Below are 23,300 nucleotides of genomic sequence, written 5' to 3' on the forward strand. Positions count from 1 at the left end.
GTTAACAATAATAACTAAATCCAAAGGCACTGCCATGTTACACCTCCCGCGCTTCCTGCTGCTTTGGCTGCTGTTGCTCACCAGCGCACATGCCAACCCGCTGTCTCCCGAGCAAGTACCCGAACCCCTCAAACCGTGGGTCGGCTGGGTGTTGGATGGACACAAGGATTTAGCCTGTCCCTACCTTTACAACGCCGCAGAACGCCAATGCGCCTGGCCGGGCAAACTGGATTTACAACTCACCAGCACCGGCGGCACGTTCACCCAACATTGGGAAGTCTACGGCGAAACCCAAATACGCCTGCCCGGTGATGCGCAACATTGGCCACAACAAGTCAGCAGCGCCGACACTACCCCGCTGATCGTCACTGCCAGCGACAGCTACCCGGTCGTGACCCTCGCCGCAGGCAGCCATGACATTAGCGGGCAATTCGTGTGGGACAAACTGCCCGAAGCCCTGTTCGTCGCGCCTGCTACCGGCTTGGTGCAATTAAGCGTCAACGGCACAGTGATTACCACCCCCGAATTCAATACCGCAGGCAGTTTGTGGTTAAGCCGCAGCCCGCAGGAAGCCAGCGAAGACGGCCTCGAAGTACAAGTCTTCCGCAAAGTGTTGGACTCACACCCACTCGAAGTCACCACCACGCTCCAGCTCCGCGTCGCAGGCAAGCAACGTCAGGCTGAATTCGCCCCGGTATTGCTGGACGGTTTCATCCCGCTGCATCTGGATAGCCCCTTACCCACGCGCATGGGGCAGGATGGCAAGCTGCAAGTGCAACTGCGCCCCGGCGAATGGACGCTCAAACTCACCGGGCGTTCCCCCGCCAACCTCACCAGTTTAGCCTTGCCCGCCAGCGCCGCACCGTGGCCAAGCGAAGAGGTCTGGGTATTTGAAGCCGATGCGAGTATGCGTCAAGTGCAAGTCGAAGGCGTCAACAGCGTCGACCCCAGCCAGACCCGCTTGCCGGAAGAATGGGCACGATTCCCCGCTTACTTGATGACCACTGGCAGCAATATGAACCTCGCAGAACAACATCGCGGCATGGCATCCAGCCCCGCACAAGTCAGCTTGAAGCGCCAGTTGTGGCTGGATTTCGACGGCAAGGGTTACACCCTGCAAGACCAATTGAACGGCACGCTGGCGCAACAGTCACGGCTGGAAGTCTTGCCCGACATCCGTTTGGGCAGGGTCAGTATTGACGGCACACCGCAATTGATTACCCAACAAGCGCAAGGGCAGGCGGATGGTGTGGAAGTGCGCCAGCGTGCCTTGTCGTTGGAAGCCGATAGCCGCTATGTCGCCGACCGTTCCAGCCCACCCGTCAGCGGTTGGCAACAGGAATTGCAGCAAGTGAACACCACCCTGCATTTGCCGCCCGGCTGGTTGCTGTTTGCCGCGAGTGGTACGGATAATCTGCCGATGACATGGTTGCAACAATGGAGTTTGCTGGACTTGTTTCTGGTGCTCTTGGTGACAGTCGCCACGGGTTATTTGTATGGCTGGCAATGGGGCAGTGTTGCGGGGCTTGCCTTGTTGTTGACATGGCATCAGCCTGCTGCACCGCGTTTCATCTGGTTGAATTTGCTGGCGGTGACGGCGTTATTGCGTTCGGTACCTGCCGGGGCCATTCAGTCTTGGCTGGGGCGTTACCGCTGGCTGAGTTTGCTGATATTGGTACTGATCGTGTTGCCGTATACCATCGACACGGTGCGCATGGCGCTTTACCCGCAGTTGCAAGGCAGTGGTGGTAACGTTGGTTACGAACAGACTGTGATGTCAGCGGCTGCGCCTGCCGCAGAAGCGGAGATGATGGCAGATCAAGCCACCATGCCTGCACCAGCGCCGCTGATGAAATCCAGAAGCAATTATGCAGCAGATAAAGTGGCGGGCGGTTTGTCCTCACTGGGTTCTTACAATGCGCCTCGCAATGCCAAGCAGCAAGCCAACCTGCGCGATATTGACCCCAACAGCATGATCCAGACCGGCCCCGGCCTGCCAACCTGGCAATGGCAACAGGTGCAACTGGAATGGTCAGGCGTGATTCAGCCCGATGAGCGCATGGGCTTATGGTTATTGTCGCCGCTGGTGCATTCCTTGCTGAAAGTGCTGGGCGTGCTGATTTTATTGGTACTGGCGGCGCGTTTAGCCTTGCTGTCCGGCAATCTGCAAGGCTTGTGGCAAACCGTGCGGCAACCCGGTCACTGGTGGTCAACAGGGCTTTTGCTGGTAGCCGTACCGTGGGTCTTGGCAGTGCCACAACCCGCTTGGGCAGAAACGCCTATGCCCGTAACCCCTGAACCTGAGCTATTACAAACCTTGCAGGAACGCTTGCTGCGTGCGCCAGATTGCGTGCCGGACTGTGCGCAAATCGAACAAATGAACCTGACGCTGGGTAACGATGGTTTGGCAGTACGCTTGCGGGTACATGCTGCAACGCAAGTCGCAGTACCTTTGCCGGTAAGCCAAAGCACCTGGTTGCCGACCACGGTGCTGGTCGATAATACCCCGACCCAAGCGCTGCGCCGCGATGCTGCCCAGCAATTGTGGGTGGTATTGGCGCAAGGTCAGCACGATGTGGTGTTGCAAGGCAGCTTGCCGAGCCGTAGCAGCGTGGCCTTGCCTTTGCCACTCAAGCCGCACCGTGTGACCTGGCAGGGCGAAGGCTGGCAAGTGAACGGCATCCGCGATAACGGCGTGCCCGAAGACCAGTTACAGCTCAACCGCACCGCCGCGACCACCACCGAAGCCAGTTTGCAGGATATGCCGAATTTACCCGCCTTCGTTAAAATCGGGCGGCGGCTTGATCTGGGGCTGGATTGGTACGTGACCACCACGGTCAGCCGCGTGTCCGACAGTGCCGCGCCGATCAGCGTGGCGATTCCCTTGCTGCCGGGCGAACAGCCGTTGAGTGAGCAATTCACCATCAAGGACAATGCGGTACAAATCAACCTCAAGCCACAACAGGACACGCTGGAATGGACTTCGCGCCTGCCACAGGCCGAGCAACTCCAGCTTACCGCCAGCCAGAACAATGCGTGGCTGGAAGAGTGGCGAGTCGCCGCCAGCCCGGTCTGGCACGTTGAAGCGAGTGGCTTGCCCGTCAATGCCTACGAAGAAGCCGACGCGCAAGGCTCGTTGCTCTGGAAACCGTGGGCAGGTGAAAAGCTCACGTTAGCGATCAATCGCCCCAGTGGGGTAGAAGGGCAAACCGTCACCCTGCTCGCCAGCCAGACACAGGTGGCAGTCGGCAAACGCGCCCGCGACGTGACCTTGCGCCTGAACTTGCAAAGCAGTCGCGGTTCGCAACACAGCATCAGCCTGCCGGAAGGCACGGTGGTGCAAAGCCTGACGATTGACGGCACCAAACAGGCGATTCAGCAGCAGCAAGGCAAAGTCGTGTTGCCGCTCTTGCCGCGCAAACAGGAAGCCGTGCTGGAATGGCAGGAAAGTGGCGCAATGCCCTTGCATTACACCTTTCCCGCCGTGGATGTGGGTTTGCCGAGCGTGAACAGCGAAGCGACGTTACAACTGCCAGCAGACCGCTGGATTTTGTGGACACACGGATCCTTGCTAGGGCCTGCGGTGTTGTTCTGGGGCATGTTGGTGGTCTTGCTGGTGTTGTCGATTGGCTTGGGGCGGTCGCGCCTTACCCCGCTGAAAAGCTGGCAATGGTTTTTACTGGGCATTGGTTTGAGCCAAAGCACGTCGTTTTTGATGGTGCTGATGGCGTTCTGGCTGATTGCTTTGGCGATGCGCGGCAAACTTTCGCTGGAGGGATGGAAACGTCCGACTTGGCAATTTAATGCGATGCAGTTGAGCTTGGCATTTTTGACATTGGTTGCGCTGGCGGCGTTGGTGGGGGCGGTGGCTAAAGGCTTGCTGGGTTCACCGGATATGCAGATTGTGGGCAATGGTTCATGGGCGCAACAGTTGCAGTGGTATCAGGATCGGGTCGAGGGTGTATTGCCGCAGCCGGGTGTCATCAGCGTGCCGATTTTGTATTACCGTTTGCTGATGCTGGCTTGGGCATTGTGGTTAGCAGTGGCGTTGTTGGGTTGGTTGCGTTGGGGTTGGGCTGCCATTAACCACGGTGGGTTGTGGCAGACTGAAGAGAAGCCAGCGACTCCCCTAGCGCCTACACCACCCGATGCGCCATAAATCATCGGAATCAGCTTGAACACCACGTGGAGTCAGAGGAGCGCTATCTTTCCCATTGTGAACAGGTGCTACGTCTGCCGGAACAAGCCCGGCAGAATATATTGTAGCCAGCCATTTTTTTCGGTTATGACAACGAACGCGGTAAAATTTTAAACAGCACCTTCCTGCATAATCCTGACCACCCGCTCATCCATACATGATCGCATGAAGGCATTCATCGCGGTTTCGTCCCCCGGCGCATAAAACGCCAGCATCAGCGTGTTGAATTCCAGTTGGCGTTTGGCGGGCAAGTTGATTGCCGGGTAGCCATGTTGGAGCAAGTGCCCGTTCATCATGAAACGCCCCATGCGCTTGTTCACATCGTAGAAGAATTGGCAACGTGCCATTGTCAGAAAGAGGTGGATGGCTTGGTCGTAAATGTCGTTGATTTGAGCAAGGTCGGTGATCATTGCATCGAAGCGGTCGGGCAATTCGGCGACGGGGGGCGGCATGTAGTCTGTTCCTGCGATGAATACGCCACCAGAGCGGAAGCGTCCCCATTCTAAGACTTCTTCTTTACCCGCAGCGGCGTGGAGCTGGCAGGCGATTTCCGCTGAAACGGTGAATTCGCCGCGCTCAAGCTAGCTAAACAATAGCCGCCATGCGTTACCTTGGTTAACGGTGATTTGCTGGTCGGAAAGTTTGTGCCCGCCCACCGTGATGCCGTCCAGCAGGGTTTGGACTTCTGGCAGGGTCATGTTGATACCTTCCAGATTGACCGCATCGCAAACGAATTCGCTGAGTTGGCGTTTTGCCAGCATTAGCGCGGTGGCGGGGTTGGGGGGGATTTGCCAGTGGAGGTCTTGCATGGGCGTTCTCATGACGTTAAAGGCTGTTCTGGATAGAGGTTAGCACAGCGCCGATGTCGTCTTGGTGTTTGGCTACGAACTCGCCAATTTTGCTAGCATCGTCGGTGAAACCTGCAATTTGTTTGACTCCTCCGATAAAACGGCTTAACAGCGATTGGGTTTTTCTGTGGGTTTTTCGGCATCGGCTTCGACCACATCCTGCATTTTGACGACGGCTTTGGTGATGTCTTTGGGGAGCTTGTGTTCGAGCATTTCATCTAGCACGGTGCTGATGATTTGGCGTTGGTCGGCGGTAATGGTAATAGTCAGGTTGTCCGAATTTGCTTTTTGGGTGTTTGCGTTGCCGACGATTAATTGTGCGCCAGCAGCTAAGGTGATGCCGGAAATATTTGTACCTGTCATCATGTCTCTCCTGTGTAATAGTTCATTTACTTCATTACGTTCAAATACGCCTTCGAGCAAGCGTGATACGGGAACATCCAGAAACTCGCGGTCGCATTCTACGGTTTTTTTGCCACGTTCTTGGGCACGTTGTAGGACACTGAACTCGAAATATTTGGGATCAGTATTGTTCGGCTTGGTGCAAACTTCGCAGTTACAGGGGATCATCTGCTCCACAGCGATGTTTTTGAACCATTTGCGATGCAGTTTTTCGACTTCCATGCGGATGGTGTGTAGTAGGTATTTGCGTTGGTTTTGTTTGCCTATTATGGCAATGTCGATGACATTCAAGCCTTCGCGGCTTTCCTCAGCCTGCACTTGGGCGCGGCAACCGCCTGTTTCCAATACCATGCCGTTACGCCAAACCAAATCGCCTTTGTTGCCTTTGGCAATCAGCTCATTCAAACGCACGATTAGGCGCGTAATAATGCCTTCGGGCATGAATTTGTATTGGAAGCGGAATTTTAGGGTATCGTTGTCGTTCCACTCGTAAGACGGGCGCTTATCCGTCAAGAGTTGTGGTGCGAGGTAGGTGTTTGGTTTGCCTTCGACAGCATAACAGACTTCAAAGCTATCTTTTTTCATCAGGTTAAGCAGATTGTTACGTTCAGCCATGTTGTATTTGTCACGCCAGATATTTTCCAATGTCTCGAAGGTAAAATAGCCGCCTGCTTGCGCGATGCGATTGTCGTTGAGGACGCTGTAGACTGCATCTACCGCCCATTGTGGATTGAGGATAATGAAATTGCGTAGTGTTGGATCATCGACAAAATGCAACAAGCTACCTAAACGATGCAGGTAAGAGCTGAGGAGTAGCTGGCTCGCCTCATCTTTAACCGTATGTTGCTGGCAAATGGCAGCGTATTCGGCAAAGTTGATGTGATGCTGTTTTTTGGCACATTCGCGTAAGGTAGTGCGGATGTCATTCCAGCGTGCGGGACGAACATCATTGACGTGCGGTAGCTGGGTAAGCAAGGTTTGTATCTTGGTTCGCAGTGCTTGGAAATCGGCATCGTCTTTGCCTAAGTTTACGGTGCGGGTGCTGATAGATAATTCTGGGTAGCGTTGGGTGTAATGCTTTGTGTCGAATTGTTGGATGAATTGTCCGTTTTTATCGTTTTGCACTACCAATACGGGACTGTAAACGCCATGTTCTTCGCCGAATAAATGGATCGCTTTGAACCAATAGGGGAAGTTTGCGGTGGTTTCTTTGCGGTCATTGGCGGAAACCAGCACATAGACTGCACCAGCAGTGAGGAAAAACTGATGGGTCATGTATTGAATTTCTTGTCCACCGAAATCCCAGATATTGGCGGAAAAAGTGGTGTCGTCGTCGGGATGGGAAAATTGCCAGCCTTCGTGCATTTGAATGCCAAGAGTTGAAGTTTCTAACTGGGGAATGACGTAAGCAGGGTCTAACAGCTTTTTCATCAACGAGGTTTTGCCTGCTTCGGGTTCACCGACGATGATCAGCTTGGCTTCGTTGAGCTTGCCTTCTCCTTGTTCTTCCAAGTTACGGAAATAGGTTAGAACGGCTTCATTGCCTTGATCGACGATTTCTAAAGGTGGGTGATTCAGAGGATTATCTCTTACGAAAATTCCATATTCACCATCATAAGGGTCATTAATAGTAATATTTTTCTCAATCAAAACTAATAACGGCTTTATATCGCTAATTTGGTTGCCATTTAGGAATAGCGTCGTGAGCTTTGTCAGTGCGATGAGCGGAGCCACATTGCTGATTTCGTTGTTGTTAAGGCTTAACTCCTTGAGATTTGTCAGTGCGATGAGCGAAGCCACATTGCTGATTTCGTTGTTGTTAAGGCTTAACTCCTTGAGGTTTGTCAGTGCGTTGAGCGGAGTCACATCGCTGATTTCATTATTGTTAAGGCTTAATTCCTTGAGATTTGTCAGTGCGTTGAGCGGAGTCACATCGCTGATTTCATTATTGTTGAGGAATAGCGTCGTGAGCTTTGTAAACGCGGCTAGCACGGTCACATCACTAATTTTGTTGTTGTTAAGGGTTAATTCCTTGAGATTTATCAGTGGAGCGAGCGGGGTCACATCACTGATTCGGATGTTATCGAGGTATAGCATCGTGAGGTTTGTCAGCACGGTGAGCGGGGTCACATCGCTGATTCGAATATTGTCGAGGGTTAGTTTCGTCAGGTTTTTCAGGACAGCGAGTGGGGTCACATCGCTGATTCGAGTATTGTCGAGGGTTAGTTTCGTCAGGTTTTTCAGGACAACGAGTGGGGTCACATCCTTGATTCGAGTGTTGTCGAGAGTTAGTTCCGTGAGGTTTTTCAACGCAGCGAGCGGGGTTATATCGCTAATTTTAGTATTGTCGAGGGTTAATTTTGTCAGGTTTGTCAGCGCAGCGAGTCGGGTCACATCGTTGATTTTAGTGTTGTCGAGGGTTAGTTCCATGAGGTTTGTCAGCGCAGCGAGCGGAGTCACATCGCTGATCTCGTTATTGTTGAGAGTTAATGTCGTGAGATTTGTCAGCGTTGCGAGCGGAGTCACATCGCTGATCCGGTTATTGTTGAGAGTTAATATCGTGAGATTTGTCAGCGCAGTGAGCGGGGTCACATCGCTGATCCGGTTATTGTTGAGAGTTAATATCGTGAGATTTGTCAGCGCAGTGAGCGGGGTCACATCGCTGATCCTGTTATTGTCAAGAATTAATGTCGTGAGATTTGTCAGCGCAGTGAGCGGGGTCACATCCTTGATGAGGTTATTGCTGAGAGTTAATGTCGTGAGATTTGTCAGCTCAGCAAGCTTGCTAAGCTCGGTAGGCCTGATTATATCGTTGAAGATAAGAAGGTTTTCATGGATAAATAGCGTCTTGAGGTTTGTCAACGCGGCGAGCGGGGTCAGATCACTGATTTTGGTGTCGTTGAGGCCAAGCATATTAAGATTCTTTAACTGAGCTAGTGGACTCAAGTCGCTAATTTGATTGCCACCAAGAAATAGATTCTCTAGCCATATTAGTTCAAATAGTTCATCGGGTAGTTGGATTAGTTCACTATCACTTAGATCTAGCTCGATCAAATGTTTTGCTTTAGCTTCGCGGATACGTTGTAGAGCGAGTTCAGACATAGCAAAGCCCAGTGTGTTGCAGTTAGCGTATAGTATGCCAGAAATACCCTCACCATACACCACGACAACTGACAGCATATCAGCTATCATAACGGCATGATTACCGCCGTTATCGACACCAATGTTTTCATTTCCGCCTTGATGAAGGCAGACACCGCGCCACGAGCATTGTTGCGCCGCTGCCTGTTGGGACAAGTGCAGCCATTGATTGGTAACGCCCTGTATTCGGAATACGAAGACATCATGGCGCGGGAGCATGTGTTTACCACCAGTGCTGTAACAGCGGAAGAGCGCGAAGCACTGTTCGATGCTTTTGTTTCTCGGTGCCAATGGGTCAATATCTATTATCGGTGGCGACCAAACCTTCAGGATGAAGCAGATAATCACCTCATGGAACTTGCCGTAGCAGGCAATGCCCAATGGCTGATTACAGGTAATACCCGTGATTTTCGGCAACATGAATTGCAATTTCCTGAGATTCGGATAGCAACCGTGACAGAATTTCTGCAAACACTACAGGAGGCAAACTAATGGCAACCATGACAATCCGTCTACCTGACGAACAACACAACCGCCTGAAAACGCTAGCGACACGTCGCGGTGTGAGCTTGAACAAGCTGATGGAGGAATTTGCTATCCGCATTCTCACCGAAACCGATGCAGAAACCCGTTTCCGCCTGCGGGCAGCGCGTGGCAATGTCGCAGAAGGCTTGGCCGTTCTCGACAAGCTGGATAAGCACTTCGCCCAATCAAAGTAAACAGTGGTGTAACACCCGTAGCACCCTGCTTCGACTCCTCTAACCCCCGCCCTTAAAAGCGGCACTGCCATTAAGTTAAGCCCAGCGCTTAAAAACAATGCTTCTTTTTGCTCTTATGGTAATTCAGCAAACGGTAGGCGGAAGATTGCTGGCGGGTAGGGTTTCTCCCTTTTCTGTCAGCATTAGGACTTTGCAGAAACAGTGCGGTCATTTTGTTCAGCAGTTTGTGGCTGCTGATACGGCTGTTGAGTAGGTCGAACGCTTGGTTCTTGATCAGGTTGCGCGGCAAACCCCGTCCTTCAGGTCGGGGAGGATAGCGCGGGAGGCAACGCCTCCCTCTGTTCGGTAGCTTGGTCGGATAATCAGCCCCGTTAACGGCATAATGCCCCTGCGACTTTCTCCATTTTTGGCTATGCTTTGAGGATGCAACGACTTCAAGCCTTCAAATACGAACTCATGCCCAACGGTGAAACGCAGCGCCAGCTACGCCGTTTTTCGGGGTCATGCCGCTTCGTTTACAACAAGGCGTTGGCGTTGCAGCAAGCCAACCATGAGGCGGGTGAAAAGTTCATCGGTTACGTGGCAATGGCAAAACACCTGACGGCATGGCGTAACGGCACAGAAACCCCGTGGCTAAAAGATTCTCCCGTTCATCCCCTGCAACACGCGCTCAAAGACCTCGACAAGGCTTACCAAAACTTCTTTGCTAAACGTGCCGATTTTCCTCGCTTCAAGCGTAAAGGCAGCAGTGACAGCTTCCGCTATCCTGACCCCAAACAAATCAAACTCGACCAAGGCAATAGCCGTATTTTCTTGCCCAAATTGGGCTGGATACGTTACCGCAACAGCCGTGATGTGCTGGGGGAACTGCGCAATGTCACGGTTTCCAGCAAGGGCGGTAAATGGTTTGTGAGCATCCAAACTCAACGGAAAGTGGAGAAAATCGCCTCTCAAGCCACAACAGCCATCGGTATTGACCTTGGCATAGCCCGCTTTGCCACATTCTCCGACGGCAAACACATCGAACCGCGCAACAGCTTCAAACACAAGCAAGCCAAACTCGCCAAATACCAACGGCGCATGGCGCACAAGCAAAAATTCAGTAACAACTGGAAAAAAGCCCAAGCTAAAGTTCAAAAAATTCACACACAAATCGCCAACGCCCGCCGCGATTTCCTGCACAAGGCGACGACCACGCTCAGCCAAAACCACGCGCTCGTGTTCATCGAAGATTTGCAGGTCGGCAATATGTCCCAATCAGCGGCAGGTACAGCAGCAAACCCCGGCAAAAACGTTGCCCAGAAGTCCGGCTTAAACAAAGCCATCCTCGACCAAGGTTGGGGTGAATTTCGGCGGCAACTCGACTACAAAATGGCGTGGAAGGGCGGCATGTTGTTCGCCGTACCGCCACACTACACCAGCCAGGAATGCCCTGAATGTCACCATGTATCAGCGGATAACCGCCAGACGCAAGCCCAATTTGTGTGCGTGAAATGCCATTACGAAAATCACGCCGATCATGTCGGCGCGATCAATGTTTTAGAGCGGGGATACCGCTTGTTAGCCTGTGGAGATGCGGCGTTAAGCCGCTCTGTGAAGCAGGAACCCACCGAAGTAAGTCAGCTATCTAGCTGAATGCAGTAGGAATCCCCTTCCTTTAGGGAGGGGAGGATGTCAAGATGTTGAACGCGACACCCCGATTGACCGTTTGCGGGTGTTGGGTGAGGCGTTGGTTCAATGAGTCTTGTTCATCAGCGGTCAGGATGGATTCCAGCCCCGTCAGATAGAGCGTGGCATAAAAGTCTTGCTTGACCGATTCTACGCTGATGCCACTGAAGTTTTCCAATTCCAGCCGGGTTTTGAGTATCCCGTAAAAAGTTTCAATGCCCCAGCGCAGGTGGTATAGCGCTTTGAAGGTGGCGGTTGGGTAAAGCTGTTCATCCAACAGCGAGGTGACGAGGACTTTCCACTCGCCGGTATCGAGGCGTACCCGCACAAAACGGACACGCAACGTTTTCGGCAAATTGAGCATGGCACGCGCGGTGGCGAAGGCGCGTTGCTGTTGGGTCAGCTCTGCCAACAGTTCGTAAGAAGCGTAATTGCGGTCAAACACCAACTCCTCGGTAGTGGGCAGGCGAATTCGGGAGCCATCCACCCCCAGTACCCGGTAGCCCCAGAAACGCTTATAGACACCATCCGCGTACATCACCTCAACCACCGCTGTCTGGTTCAGCTCAATGAAGGCAGTATGTCGCAGTTTGTGCCGGGCTTGCGTATAGGCGCTGGCGGGCACCGATTTGACCCCGGCTGCCTGCATGGCTTCATTCACCATACTTTGCAGCGGTTTGACGCTTTTTCTCAAAATCATGGTTAATACCTGGGCAAAGGGGAGGCTGCGCTGACGGCTGAAGTCCTTATCCGCCTTGCGGTTGCGGCATTTGAAGAAAGCATTGTGGGCGCTGGCGCGGCTGTTTTTCAATGCCTGCTTTTTTTTATCCATGTGGGAAACCAAAGGGGCGATTGTACCTCTGCTTGAGGGGATGTGGGCTTAACTTAATGGCAGTGGGGGGTGTTGCAGAGGATTATTGCTAACAAGAATTTTATCAGAATCAATGGTTCGATAAATAATATTAGGAAAATTTCTATTATTTACAGTAATGAAATAAATAGGAGTCCCTTTCTTTAGCAGCTTTTTTAAAAGCTTTATATCGACAATTTTGTTATTACTGAGATCTAGCTTTGTCAGATTCGAGAGCGATACGAGCGGCTGTATATCGACAATTTGATTGATATGGAGGTCTAGTCTTTCCAGCCAAGAAAGCTCAAGAAGTTCCTTTGGTAGTTCTGTCAAGAGACAATCACTCAAATTCAGTTCGGTTAGATGCTGTTCTTTGGCTTCACGGATAAAGCCAAGAACTTCTTCATTGTTGGATTGTTCTGTCATGCAAACCCTGCATCGTAGTTGGGTAAGATGCAGGGATTTTGACACGTATAGAGGGAGATTTCAGCAAAATAACTATGGTTCTTTACACCATAAAAGTGCCATGTCACAATGCCCCAATGAAAGCCACCAAACTGCTCCATACCAAAGAAGAATATGCCCAAGATTTCGTGGAAATCTTGATATGGCGCGTTCCCAAGCCTGTTTCGCCATCGGAACACCCGTACAAATATCGGTTGGTCTACATTGTTGAGGGCAAGCGGGTAGTAGGGTATGACAATGAGCGTGGCAAAGGCGATCACAAGCATATCCAAGGGGCTGAATTGCCCTATTTTTTCCAAAGTCCGGCAACGTTAATCGTAGACTTTATGCACGACATCGCAGGGGTAAGCACATGAACCAAAACATTCTGACCATTAAAGTAGGCACAAGCATCCAGTCCTCACTCGCACTCGCCCAACAAATGCTGGAACGCCTCGAACTCGGCGAAGAGCCCGCTCCTTACTTCGGCGTAGGCTTCAAAAATGTCAGCCAGATGTTGGGTGTCTTTACTCCCAAACGCTGGGATTTGCTGGCTGCTTTGCGGGAACATGGTGCGATGAGCATTGCCGAACTTGCCCGTACCCTGCAACGCGACTACAAAAACGTCCACAACGACGTGGAACGTCTGATGGAGTGGTTAGCGATTGAACGCGATGAACAGGGTAAGGTGTTTACACCTTATTCGGAAATTGTGGTGGATGTGCATCTGCCACAGCAGAAGGCGGCTTGATAATCAGGGAAGGGCAAACACGGAGGTCTGCCCCTACAAATGCCTGTTGTTATTTGTCTTCCAACTCCACCGCAATCGCCCCACACGGACATTCCTCCACACACAACCCACACCCCTTGCAGTAGTCGTAATTAAACGCGAACCGCTTGCCCGCCCCCAGCTTGATCACCGCGCTATCCGGGCACACGCCGTAGCAGTTGTCGCACTCGAAACAGTTGCCGCACGACAAACAGCGCCGCGCTTCGTACATCGCGTTGCCTTCATCCAGCCCGCCGACTACCTCATCAAAGGTGGACTGGCGGCGGATGATGTCGAGCACCGGGCGCACGGTCTTTTCGGCGTCAGCGTAATACCAGGTGTTGAGGCGCTCGAAGGTAGCCGGTTCGTGCTTGGGCGCAGGCTGGTAGCATTCACCGCGCATCCAAGCATCAATCGCCCGCGCCGCTTTCTTGCCATGCCCGATTGAGACGGTCACGGTGCGTTCGCCGCCTGCCACCATGTCGCCACCGGCAAACACGCCCGCCACGCTGGTCATCATTACCGCGTCGGTTTGCACGCTGTCCCACTTCAGTTCCAGACCCGGCATGTGTTCCAGCAGGGTTTGTTCCACGTTCTGCCCCAGCGCTAGCACCACCGAATCCGCCGCCAATGTCTCGAATTCGCCGGTGGGTTGTGGGAAACCTTTGTCGTCCAGCGCCATTTTTTCGATGGTGATACTGCCTGCGTCGGCTTCGGTGATGGTGGAAAGCCACTTCATTTTCACGCCTTCTTCCAGCGCCTCTTTCACCTCGAAATCATGCGCGGGCATTTTGTCGCGGGTGCGGCGGTAGACGATGATGGACTCTTCAGCCCCCAACCGCTTGGCAGTACGCGCCACGTCGATGGCGGTATTGCCGCCGCCGTAGATCACCACCTTGCGCCCCAGCAATGGCGGATGGTCTTCCACCTCATGCAGCACGCTGACCGCATCGGTAATATGGCTGGCGTCGCCCGCCGGGATGTACGCCCGCTTGGCAATGCCCGCACCAATGCCGAGGAATACCGCGTCGAAACCTTCTGCCGCCTGCATCGCCAGCACGTCATCCACGCGGGTGTCGAGGCGCAATTCCACACCCATGTCGACAATGCGTTGCACTTCGGCATCCAGCACCCGACGCGGCAAACGGTAACGCGGAATGCCGTAACGCATCATCCCACCCGCCGCCGTTTCCGCCTCCACAATGGTCACGCCATGACCCATGCGGCGCAAATGGTAAGCTGCCGACAAGCCCGCCGGGCCAGAACCGACCACCAGCACGCGCTTGCCACTTTCTGCCACTGGCTTGGCGAATGCCCAGCTCTGTTTCAGCGCTTCGTCGCCGAGGAAACGTTCCACCGCATTGATGCCGACCGCTTCGTCCAGTTGCCCCCGGTTGCACGCGCCTTCGCAGGGGTGGTAACACACTCGCCCCATGATCGCGGGTAGCGGATTGTTTTCGGTCAGGCTGCGCCAAGCCGCTTCGTAATTGCCCGATTCGGCATGGAACAACCAGTTCTGGATATTTTCCCCCGCCGGGCAGGTCGCATTACAAGGTGGCAAACGGTCAACGTACACCGGGCGTTTGCTGCGCCACGAGCCGGTATGGTTGGCAAGGCTGGTATTCTTATCCAGCGTAATCGCGAATGGCTTTTGAATACTCATGCGGCAGCCCCTCCGGTAGGTGGTGTGGATTTCTCCAGCAGTTTGAAGCGGCGGATATTGCGGTCAGCCATCGCCTGCAAATGCGCAATAACGTCGACCTGTTTGGGATTGCGGAACAGATGGGCGAAGCGTTTTTGCAGCTTCAGGTAATCCTCCACCGGCACTTGTGCGCGAATGGCACGATGCCCGGTGATTTCGCCGTGTTCCGCCTCGAACACGGGGAACAGCCCCGACTCAATCGCCAGCCGCGCCAGCTTGATGGTGTGGCTCGGGTCGGCTCCCCAGCCCAGCGGGCAAGGCACATGGATGTGGATGTAACGCGCCCCGTGGATCGACATCGCCTTGGTGACTTTCGCCTCCAGATCGCGCAAATCGGCCACCGAAGCGGTCGCCACGTAAGGAATTTCATGCGCCATCGCAATCAGCGGCACACTTTTGCCCTTGCCGAACACATTGCCGTTGGCGTGCTGCCCGACCGGCATGGTGGTGGCGGTACGCGCAGCGGGCGGGGTGGCGGAAGAACGTTGCACCCCGGTATTCATATAAGCTTCGTTGTCGTAGCAGATGTAGAGCACGTCGTCGTTGCGCTCGAACATCCCCGACAAGCAGCCGAAACCGATGTCGGTAGTGCCGCCGTCGCCGCCTTGCGCCAATACGCGGATGTGCTGTTTACCCTTGACCTTCATTGCCGCCGCGACCCCGGTAGCCACTGCCGCCGCATTGCCGAACAGCGAATGCAGCCACGGCAATTGCCACGATGATTCCGGGTAAGGGGTGGAAAAGACTTCGAGGCAGCCGGTGGCATTGCACGCGACCAACTGGTTATTGGTGGCCCGCATCGCCGCATCCACGGCAAAGCGTGCGCCGAGTGCTTCGCCGCAGCCCTGACAGGCGCGATGCCCGGAATTGAGTGCGTTGGTGCGCTGCATTCCCGCTTGCACGCTGCGTTCGGCTTCGGAGAGCAGGCGGTTGCCGACAGTAAAGGTGTCGGTCTGGTAAAACTTGATGGTGGTTTCCATGTGTCTCTCCTAGCGTATCTGGCTGGCGATGGTTCCCATGCCGCGCAGGATATTTTCGGCGCTGGGGCCGGAATGGCGCTGGCCTTCCATGCGGGCGATTTCCTCATGCACCAGCTCGTGCTTGAGGTCGAGGAATTGCAAATGCGCCAGATGCCCTTCGTCTGCCTTGCGGAACAGCTTGCGTAACGAATCGCGGGTAATCGGCCTGCCGCCCAAGCCTGCAATCACGGTATGCACCGGCTTGTGCAGCCCGGCGACGGCCATTTGCACGTCGGTGGCAACGATGCCGCCGATGCCCACCGCGAGGGATTTTTCCACCACCACAATGCGCGTGGCGTGTTGCAAGGCACTACGCACCGCTTTACGTGGGAACGGGCGGTACGTGCAAATGCTCAGTGAGCCGATGGAAACGCCTTGCTCACGCATTTCATCCACCACATCCTTGATCGTGCCGTTGACGGAACCGAGTGCCACCACGATGGTGTCGGCGTCTGCGCTGCGGTACGGTTTGACCAGCCCGCCAGAATCGCGCCCGAATTGCTGCTGGAATGCTTCCGCCAGTTCCGGGATCAGCCCCAGCGCCTGCATCTGCTGGTAATGCGCGAGATAACGCACTTCTATAAAGGCTTCCGGCCCGACCATCGCGCCGATAGTGACGGGGTTGGCGGGGTCGAGCATCTGGCGCGGCGAAAATGGCGGCAGATAAGCATCGACCTGCGCCTGTTCGGGGATGTCGACGCGCTCGTAAGCGTGAGTGAGGATGAAGCCATCCACGCACACCATTACCGGCACGGACAGTTCTTCCGCCAGCCGGAAGGCTTGAATGTGCAAATCGACCGCTTCCTGATTGGTTTCGGCGTAGAGCTGAATCCAGCCTGCATCACGCATCGACAGACTGTCCTGATGGTCGTTCCAGATATTGATCGGCGCACCAATGGATCGGTTGCCAATGGTCATGACGATGGGTAAGCCGAGGCCAGAGGCGTTGTAGACCGCTTCCGCCATGAACAGCAAACCCTGACTGGCGGTGGCAGTGTAGGCGCGTGCCCCGGCAGCACTCGCGCCAATCGCCACCGACATGGCGGCGAATTCGGACTCGACATTGATGTATTCACACGGGTCGATTTGCCCCTTGTCGACCATCTGCCCGAGGTTTTCCACGATGTGGGTTTGCGGGGTGATGGGGTAGGCGCAAATCACTTCCGGGCGGCACAGGCCGATGGCTTCGGCAACGGCTTGGGAGCCTTCGATCTGTTTTAGCATGGGGTGGCTCCTTGCGTGTTGGCCTGCACTTGCGCGAAAGCGGCTTGCGCGGCGGCGATGTTCTGTTCGGCAATCTTGCCGCTGAATTTGTCGCGGATCGCGGCTTGCAGCGCTTCCATCTGGATCAGGCCGGTGAGGGCGGCAAAGCCCCCCAGCAAAGCCGCATTCGGCAGCGGACGCCCGACGTGTTTGAGCGCAATCTCGGAGGCGGGAATGACGCGCACTTGCCACTGCGGGTGTTCGCGCAGGTAATCTTCCAGCCCCAGCTCTGCCAGCGTATGGGTGGAATTGATGAGGATGTAACCGTGTTCCGCCAGCCCTTCAAACAGGTTGACCTGATGCAACAGGCCGGGGTCTTGAATGATCAGCGCATCGGGGTTGAGGACAGGTTCGCGCAGGCGGATTTCCTTGGCGTCGATACGGCAAAACGCCATGACCGGTGCGCCCATGCGCTCGGAGCCGAAGCTGGGAAAGGCTTGCGAATGCTTGCCTTCGATAAACGCGGCGATAGAGAGCATCTCGGCGGCGGTGACGACACCTTGCCCACCCCGCCCGTGGATTCTGACTTGAAACATGTGTTCCTCCCTCCTATTGTTGCCACTCAAAGGCTAGCAGCTTTGGAAAAGCATTTACTTGATGGAAGTCGGAAAAAGGCCAAGCAAATCCTGCTACCCTGATAGACTTCTTGCATTCAGCAGCAAAATAACAGGTGAACCCATGCCGGATTTTACTCATTGGCACAACCTGCCGTCCGATGCCGTACTGACCCAACTTGACTGTCACGCCGATGGCTTGAGTGCCGAAGTCGCTCGGCAACGCCACGAAAGCGGCGGGGCTAACCGTTTGCCGGAGCCGCCGCGCCGCAGCCTGTTGCTGCGTTTTCTCATGCAATTTCACAATATCCTGATTTATGTGTTGCTGGCGGCAGCACTGGTGACGGCCTTGCTGGGTCACTGGGTGGATACGGGGGTGATTCTGGGGGTGGTGTTTGCCAATGCGGTCATTGGTTTCCTGCAAGAGGGCAAGGCCGAAAAAGCGATGGATGCGATCCGCCAGATGCTGGCTCCCCATGCGGCGGTGTTGCGGGACGGGCGGCGGCAGACGGTAGCGGGGGATACGCTGGTTGCCGGTGACATCGTATTGCTGGAAGCGGGGGATAAAGTGCCCGCTGACTTGCGCTTGTTACAGGTTTACGGTTTGCAGGTGCAAGAAGCGATCCTCACCGGGGAGTCAGTGGCTGTCGATAAACAGACCGGAACTGTCGCGCAGGAAGCTGGGTTAGGCGACCGCACCAACCTGGTTTTCAGCGGCACCACCGTGACCAGCGGGCAAGGCCGGGGTGTGGTGGTGGCGATTGCCGGGAACACTGAGATCGGGCGTATCAGCGGGCTGCTGTCCGGGGTGGAAACCCTGACAACGCCGTTAGTGGCGCAGATGGATGTGTTCGCCAAATGGCTGACGCTGTTCATCCTGACCATTGCCGCGCTGATTTTTGCGTTTGGCTATTTCGTGCAGCATCAGGATTTCGGCGACTTGTTCATGGCGGTGGTGGGCTTGTCGGTGGCGGCGATTCCCGAAGGTTTGCCTGCGGTGTTAACCATTACCCTCGCGGTTGGGGTGCAGGCGATGGCGCAACGCCATGCCATTGTGCGGCGCTTACCCGCGATTGAAACGCTGGGGGCGGTGTCAGTGATTTGCACCGATAAAACCGGCACCTTGACCTGCAATGAAATGATGGTGGCCAGTGTGAGCACTGCGGTCGGCGTATTCAGCGTGGATGGGGCAGGTTATGAACCACACGGCACGATTCAGCAGGCAGGCAAGCCGCTGGAACACGCCGCGCAACAGTTGATGCATGAGCTGGGGAGGGCTGCATTGCTGTGTAATGATGCGGAACTCCATCAGCAAGCCGCCCACTGGACGGTGGAAGGTGATCCGATGGAGGGGGCGTTACTGGCTTTTGCCGCCAAAACCGGGTTGGAACAGGCCGCGACCCGTGCCCAGTGGACGCGCACCGATGCAATTCCCTTTGATTCCCGCCATAAATTCATGGCAACGCTGTACCACGCTCATCATCACGCGCATCCACAGCAGCACGCGGCTATTCTGGTCAAAGGTGCGCCGGAAAGTCTGTTGGGCATGTGTCATTACCAGCGCACGGCGGCGGGGAAGGCGGAGCCGCTGGATAGTGGATATTGGCAGCAACAAGCGGAGACCATTGCCTCTCAGGGGCAACGGGTGTTGGCGTTGGCGAGTGGTGGTGTGCCGCCCGAGCATACCGTGTTGACAATGGCGGATGTGCAGGAAGGCCAGCTTACCCTGTTGGGTTTGGTGGGTTTGATTGACCCGCCGCGCCCGGAGGCGGTTGCCGCCATTGCCGAATGCTATCAGGCGGGTATCGGTGTGAAAATGATCACAGGCGACCACGCCAGCACGGCTGCGGCGATTGGCAAACAGATTGGTTTGCGCCACCCGGATAAGGTGCTGACTGGTTCGGAACTCGACATGCTGAATGATGCCGAGCTGGCAGTGGTGGTCTTGCATACCGACGTGTTTGCCCGCACCACCCCGGAACACAAATTGCGGTTGGTCATGGCATTACAGGCGCAAGGCATGACCGTGGCCATGACCGGGGATGGGGTGAACGATGCCCCCGCGCTGAAGCGTGCCGATGCGGGAATCGCGATGGGCAACAAGGGCAGTGAGGCCGCCAAGGAAGCCGCTGAACTGGTACTGGCCGATGACAATTTCGCCTCGATTGTGGCAGCCGTGCGTGAAGGCCGCACGGTGTATGACAATATCAAAAAAGTCATCAGTTGGACGTTGCCTACCAGTACCGGTGAAGCGGCGGTGATTGTATTGGCTTTGTTGCTGGGGATGCTGTTGCCGATTACCCCGCTCCAGATTTTGTGGGTCAATATGGTGACGGCGGCTACGTTGGGTTTGGCGCTGGCGTTTGAGCCTACCGAGGTGAATACCATGCGGCGTCCACCGCGTTTGCGTAATCAACCTCTGCTCAGTGGTGGTCTGATCTGGCATATTACGCTGGTGACAACCTTGTTCCTGTGTGGCACGTTTGGGGTTTACGCTTACGCGCAGGATCAAGGCTACTCGCTGGAACTGGCGCGGACGCTGGTGATGAATACCCTGGTGGTGATGGAAATTTTCCATTTGTTTTTCATCCGCAACCTGTACAGCACGTCATTGACCTGGCGGGCGGTGCGCGGTACGAAAATGGTGTGGTTGGCGGTAGTCGTGGTCATCATGGCGCAGTTTGCGATTACCTATTTACCCGCGATGCAGGCGGTATTTGCGACAGAAGCGGTGAGTTTGGTGGATGGTTTATTGGTGGTTGGGATAGGTGTGGCGCTGTTTGTGTTGGTGGAGCTGGAAAAACAGATGCGGCGCGGTTTGGGGGCAACCTGACTGGTTGCCCCGCTTAACTTCAGGTGTGAGCTTACACGACAGAACCGTCGGCGTTCATGCCTTCGATTTTTTCGCTCTCTTTCGGGATCATGTGTTCACGCTGGAGGCCGAACAGCAGCAGCAAGGGTGATGCCACCAGTACCGAGGAGTAAATACCAAACATAATCCCGATGGTCAGTGCCAGTGCGAAATTGTGCAGGGCTTCACCACCGAACCACAACATGGCCAATACCATGATTTGGGTGGAAATGTGGGTAATGATGGTACGTGACATGGTGGTGGTGATGGCGCTGTCGATAATGTCGGGGATGGTGTCATCGCGCATGGTGCGGATATTTTCCCGAATCCGGTCAAATACCACCACTGATTCATTCACCGAGTAGCCCAATACCGCCAGAATACCCGCCAATACTGTCAGGTCAAACTGCCATTGGAAGAAGGCAAACAAACCCAGAATGATCACCACGTCATGCAGGTTGGCAACTGCGGCAGAGACCGCAAAGCGCCATTCAAAGCGGAAAGCGAGGTAAATAATGATACCAGCCGCCACCAGAATCAGTGCCAGTCCGCCGTTTTCATACAGTTCCTGACCGACTTGCCCACCAACAAAATCCACTTTGCTGAGTGATACATCTGGTGTACCTGTTTTCAGCACGCTCATGATTTGTTCACTGACTTGCGCACTGGAAACGCCTTCCTTCAAGGGCAGGCGGATCAACACATCCTGAGTAGAACCAAAGTTCTGCACCGCCACTTCGTGATAGCCAGTGGCCTTGATGGCTTCACGGATATTGTCGATGGGAGCCGCTTGTGCGTAACGCACCTCCATGACCGTACCGCCGGTGAAGTCCACCCCCAGATTCAGGCCGTAGAAAAACAGCGCGAATACCGAAAACACAAAGGTCGCCAACGAGATGGTGGTGGTGGTTTTGCCATACCGCATAAACGGAATGGCTTTTTGGAATGGAAACAGTTCTAACATGACCTAGCCCCTTAAATTTCAACCTTTTGCAGGTGTGGTTTGTAACCGTAGACGAGGTTGACCATCGCCCGTGATACCGTGACCGCACTGAACATGGAGGTCAAAATCCCCAGACACAGCACCACGGCAAAGCCCTTGATTGGCCCGGAACCTAATAGGAACAAGGCAATACCTGCAATCAGGGTAGTCAGGTTGGAGTCGATAATGGTTCCCCACGCCCGGTCGTAACCGACGTTGATAGCGACTTGCGGCGAAGCACCCGCGCGTAATTCTTCCCGGATACGTTCGTTGATCAACACGTTGGCGTCAATCGCCATACCCAGTGTTAAGGCAATACCGGCTAAACCCGGCAAGGTCAGGGTTGCCTGAATCATCGACAACAGCGCAAACAGGAAGAAACCGTTGATCGCCAACGCCACGCTGGAAATGACACCAAACACGCGGTAGTAAATCACCATGAACAATACGACAGCGATAAAGCCCCACATATTGGAATTGAAGCCTTTGTCGATATTTTCCTTACCCATGCTGGGGCCGACGGTGCGTTCTTCCACGATATACACCGGCGCAGCCAAAGCACCGGCACGCAGTAATAGCGCAAGATCGCGAGCTTCCTTGGGAGAATCCAGCCCGGTAATCTGGAAACGTTTACCCAACCGTTCCTGAATCCGTGCGACGTTGATGACTTCCTGATTGGTGGTGCTGGTTTTTACCTGCTTGCCATCGACTTCCTTGCTCTCGATTTTGGTTTCGATGTATACCACGCCCATCAGCTTTTGCACGTTTTCACCGGTCACTTTGCTGAAGCGGCTAGCACCGTTGCCATCGAGCGTGATGTGTACCGCCGCGCGGTTATTATCGTCAAAGCCGGAAGAGGCATCAATGATGTAATCACCCGTCAGCATGACCTGACGCTTGAGCAATACCGGGTCGCCATTGCGCTCTTTGTAGAGTTCGGAACCAAGCGGAGCACGCCCGCTTTGCTTGGCCTGCATTGGGTCGTTTTGTTCATCCACCAAGCGGAATTCGAGGGTAGCGGTTGCCCCCAAAATTTCTTTGGCACGGGCAGTGTCTTGCACACCGGGGAGTTGCACCACAATGCGGTTGGTACCTTGTTGCTGGATAACAGGTTCGGAAACCCCTAACTCATTGACCCGCTTGCGCAGGGTGGTGATGTTTTGTTGCAGGGCAAACTTCTGGATATTGAGCATGGCCGTTTGTGAAATGCTGGCTTGCAAATCGGTGCTGCCGCTGGGGATGGTGAATTGCAGGTCACGGTATTCGTCGTTTAACGCTGTCTGGGCGGCATCGCGGCTGGCGGCATCAGCGAATTTGGTAACAACTGAGTCACCTTCGCGGGCAACGCCTTGGTACTTGATATTCTTTTCACGCAAGAAGTCGCGGAATTCATCCTGATAACGGTCAATTTGCTTGTCGAGGGCGGCTTTCATATCCACTTCCATCAGGAAGTATACGCCGCCGCGCAGGTCAAGGCCGAGGAACATCGGGTTGGCATTCAACGCTCGCAGCCAGCTAGGTGTCGAGGGTGCAAGGTTGAGTGCTACTACAAACTCGTCGCCGACGGCTGCTTTTAAAGCTTCGGAGGCTTTGAGCTGGACATCATTGTCTTCAAAGCGGAACAGGGCTTGCTGACCGTTGTTTTCGCTGGCGCGGATCGTCAAGCCCTTAGCCTGTAAGGCTTGCTCGAAGCGCTGCATGGTAGCGGGGTCGATCGTTTTGTCGACCTTGGAACTGAGCTGTACAGCCGGTTCCGACGGGAAAAAGTTGGGAACTGAGTAGATGACCCCGACCAGCAGGATCACTGCGATCATGAGGTACTTCCAGAGTGGATAGCGATTCATTGTTATAGGATTCCGTGTGGGTTGGGTGCGAGGGGGTATATTCCCC

General features: G+C 54.6%; 19 protein-coding genes. 7 read left to right on the forward strand and 12 right to left on the reverse strand.

Annotation, left to right across the window (positions count from 1 at the left end; genetic code table 11):
* Positions 1–34 precede the first annotated feature (34 nt).
* A complete protein-coding gene (locus J9253_RS04605) occupies positions 35–4,159 on the forward strand; it encodes a hypothetical protein (protein ID WP_210223504.1) in 4,125 nt (1,374 codons plus the stop codon).
* A gap of 149 nt (positions 4,160–4,308) precedes the next feature.
* Here the strand turns inward: J9253_RS04605 and J9253_RS20890 are convergent, their stop codons facing one another.
* The 3 genes from J9253_RS20890 to J9253_RS04615 all read right to left on the reverse strand — a co-directional run bounded on the left by J9253_RS20890 (position 4,309) and on the right by J9253_RS04615 (position 8,628).
* On the reverse strand, positions 4,309–4,746 hold the full coding sequence (locus J9253_RS20890; protein WP_228291567.1) for a Fic family protein: 438 nt from the start codon (positions 4,744–4,746) through the stop codon (positions 4,309–4,311).
* A 33-nt stretch (positions 4,747–4,779) separates the two neighbouring features.
* Complete coding sequence (locus tag J9253_RS20895; protein ID WP_228291506.1) at positions 4,780–5,007, reverse strand: hypothetical protein; 228 nt, start codon at positions 5,005–5,007, stop codon at positions 4,780–4,782.
* Positions 5,008–5,151: 144 nt separating this feature from the next.
* Positions 5,152–8,628, reverse strand: coding sequence for a leucine-rich repeat domain-containing protein (locus tag J9253_RS04615; RefSeq protein WP_210223505.1), 3,477 nt, complete (start codon positions 8,626–8,628; stop codon positions 5,152–5,154).
* Positions 8,629–8,646: 18 nt separating this feature from the next.
* Here J9253_RS04615 and J9253_RS04620 point away from each other — a divergent pair, with 18 nt between their 5' ends.
* Positions 8,647–9,081, forward strand: a complete 435-nt coding sequence (locus J9253_RS04620) for a putative toxin-antitoxin system toxin component, PIN family (RefSeq protein ID WP_210223506.1) — start codon at positions 8,647–8,649, stop codon at positions 9,079–9,081.
* On the forward strand, positions 9,081–9,308 hold the full coding sequence (locus J9253_RS04625; protein WP_210223507.1) for a toxin-antitoxin system HicB family antitoxin: 228 nt from the start codon (positions 9,081–9,083) through the stop codon (positions 9,306–9,308). Before J9253_RS04620 ends, J9253_RS04625 begins: the two co-directional genes overlap by 1 nt.
* Positions 9,309–9,396: 88 nt before the next feature.
* Here J9253_RS04625 and J9253_RS04630 read toward each other — a convergent pair whose 3' ends face one another.
* Positions 9,397–9,597: a hypothetical protein gene (locus tag J9253_RS04630; protein ID WP_210223508.1), complete on the reverse strand. Its 201-nt coding sequence runs from the start codon at positions 9,595–9,597 to the stop codon at positions 9,397–9,399.
* A gap of 134 nt (positions 9,598–9,731) precedes the next feature.
* Here J9253_RS04630 and J9253_RS04635 point away from each other — a divergent pair, with 134 nt between their 5' ends.
* Positions 9,732–10,943 (forward strand): RNA-guided endonuclease InsQ/TnpB family protein, encoded by a 1,212-nt coding sequence (locus J9253_RS04635; RefSeq protein WP_210223509.1) that lies wholly within the window; start codon positions 9,732–9,734, stop codon positions 10,941–10,943.
* 22 nt (positions 10,944–10,965) lie between these two features.
* On the opposite strand, the gene J9253_RS04640 is transcribed toward J9253_RS04635, so the two are convergent.
* Together J9253_RS04640 and J9253_RS04645 are read right to left on the reverse strand one after the other, a co-directional pair.
* Entirely contained in the window at positions 10,966–11,808 is an 843-nt protein-coding gene (locus J9253_RS04640; protein WP_210223510.1) for a transposase, read from the reverse strand.
* A 48-nt stretch (positions 11,809–11,856) separates the two neighbouring features.
* A complete protein-coding gene (locus tag J9253_RS04645) occupies positions 11,857–12,252 on the reverse strand; it encodes a leucine-rich repeat domain-containing protein (protein WP_210223511.1) in 396 nt (131 codons plus the stop codon).
* Positions 12,253–12,368: 116 nt separating this feature from the next.
* Here J9253_RS04645 and J9253_RS04650 point away from each other — a divergent pair, with 116 nt between their 5' ends.
* Entirely contained in the window at positions 12,369–12,647 is a 279-nt protein-coding gene (locus tag J9253_RS04650) for a toxin-antitoxin system TumE family protein (RefSeq protein ID WP_210223512.1), read from the forward strand.
* Positions 12,644–13,021 carry an HVO_A0114 family putative DNA-binding protein gene (locus J9253_RS04655; protein ID WP_210223513.1) on the forward strand — a complete coding sequence of 126 codons (378 nt, stop codon included), beginning with the start codon at positions 12,644–12,646 and terminating at the stop codon, positions 13,019–13,021. The genes J9253_RS04650 and J9253_RS04655 overlap by 4 nt, the downstream gene beginning before the upstream one ends.
* Positions 13,022–13,070: 49 nt before the next feature.
* Here J9253_RS04655 and J9253_RS04660 read toward each other — a convergent pair whose 3' ends face one another.
* Genes J9253_RS04660 through J9253_RS04675 form a run of 4 tightly spaced genes read right to left on the reverse strand, consistent with a single transcriptional unit; the run spans position 13,071 to position 17,559 of the window.
* A complete protein-coding gene (locus J9253_RS04660; protein ID WP_210223514.1) occupies positions 13,071–14,702 on the reverse strand; it encodes an NAD(P)-binding protein in 1,632 nt (543 codons plus the stop codon).
* Positions 14,699–15,721, reverse strand: a complete 1,023-nt coding sequence (locus tag J9253_RS04665; protein WP_210223515.1) for a thiamine pyrophosphate-dependent enzyme — start codon at positions 15,719–15,721, stop codon at positions 14,699–14,701. Before J9253_RS04665 ends, J9253_RS04660 begins: the two co-directional genes overlap by 4 nt.
* 9 nt (positions 15,722–15,730) lie before the next feature.
* Positions 15,731–16,984, reverse strand: a complete 1,254-nt coding sequence (locus J9253_RS04670; protein WP_210223516.1) for a transketolase C-terminal domain-containing protein — start codon at positions 16,982–16,984, stop codon at positions 15,731–15,733.
* Positions 16,978–17,559: a 2-oxoacid:acceptor oxidoreductase family protein gene (locus J9253_RS04675; RefSeq protein ID WP_210223517.1), complete on the reverse strand. Its 582-nt coding sequence runs from the start codon at positions 17,557–17,559 to the stop codon at positions 16,978–16,980. The genes J9253_RS04670 and J9253_RS04675 overlap by 7 nt, the downstream gene beginning before the upstream one ends.
* Positions 17,560–17,701: 142 nt before the next feature.
* Here J9253_RS04675 and J9253_RS04680 point away from each other — a divergent pair, with 142 nt between their 5' ends.
* A complete protein-coding gene (locus J9253_RS04680) occupies positions 17,702–20,410 on the forward strand; it encodes a cation-transporting P-type ATPase (RefSeq protein ID WP_210223518.1) in 2,709 nt (902 codons plus the stop codon).
* Between the two features lie 31 nt (positions 20,411–20,441).
* Here the strand turns inward: J9253_RS04680 and secF are convergent, their stop codons facing one another.
* Both secF and secD read right to left on the reverse strand, forming a co-directional pair.
* On the reverse strand, positions 20,442–21,392 hold the full coding sequence (gene secF / locus J9253_RS04685) for a protein translocase subunit SecF (RefSeq protein ID WP_210223519.1): 951 nt from the start codon (positions 21,390–21,392) through the stop codon (positions 20,442–20,444).
* Positions 21,393–21,403: 11 nt separating this feature from the next.
* Positions 21,404–23,254 carry a protein translocase subunit SecD gene (gene secD / locus J9253_RS04690; protein WP_210223520.1) on the reverse strand — a complete coding sequence of 617 codons (1,851 nt, stop codon included), beginning with the start codon at positions 23,252–23,254 and terminating at the stop codon, positions 21,404–21,406.
* Positions 23,255–23,300: the final 46 nt, after the last annotated feature.

Origin of the sequence: Thiothrix litoralis (genome assembly GCF_017901135.1) — a bacterium.
GTDB lineage: Bacteria > Pseudomonadota > Gammaproteobacteria > Thiotrichales > Thiotrichaceae > Thiothrix > Thiothrix litoralis.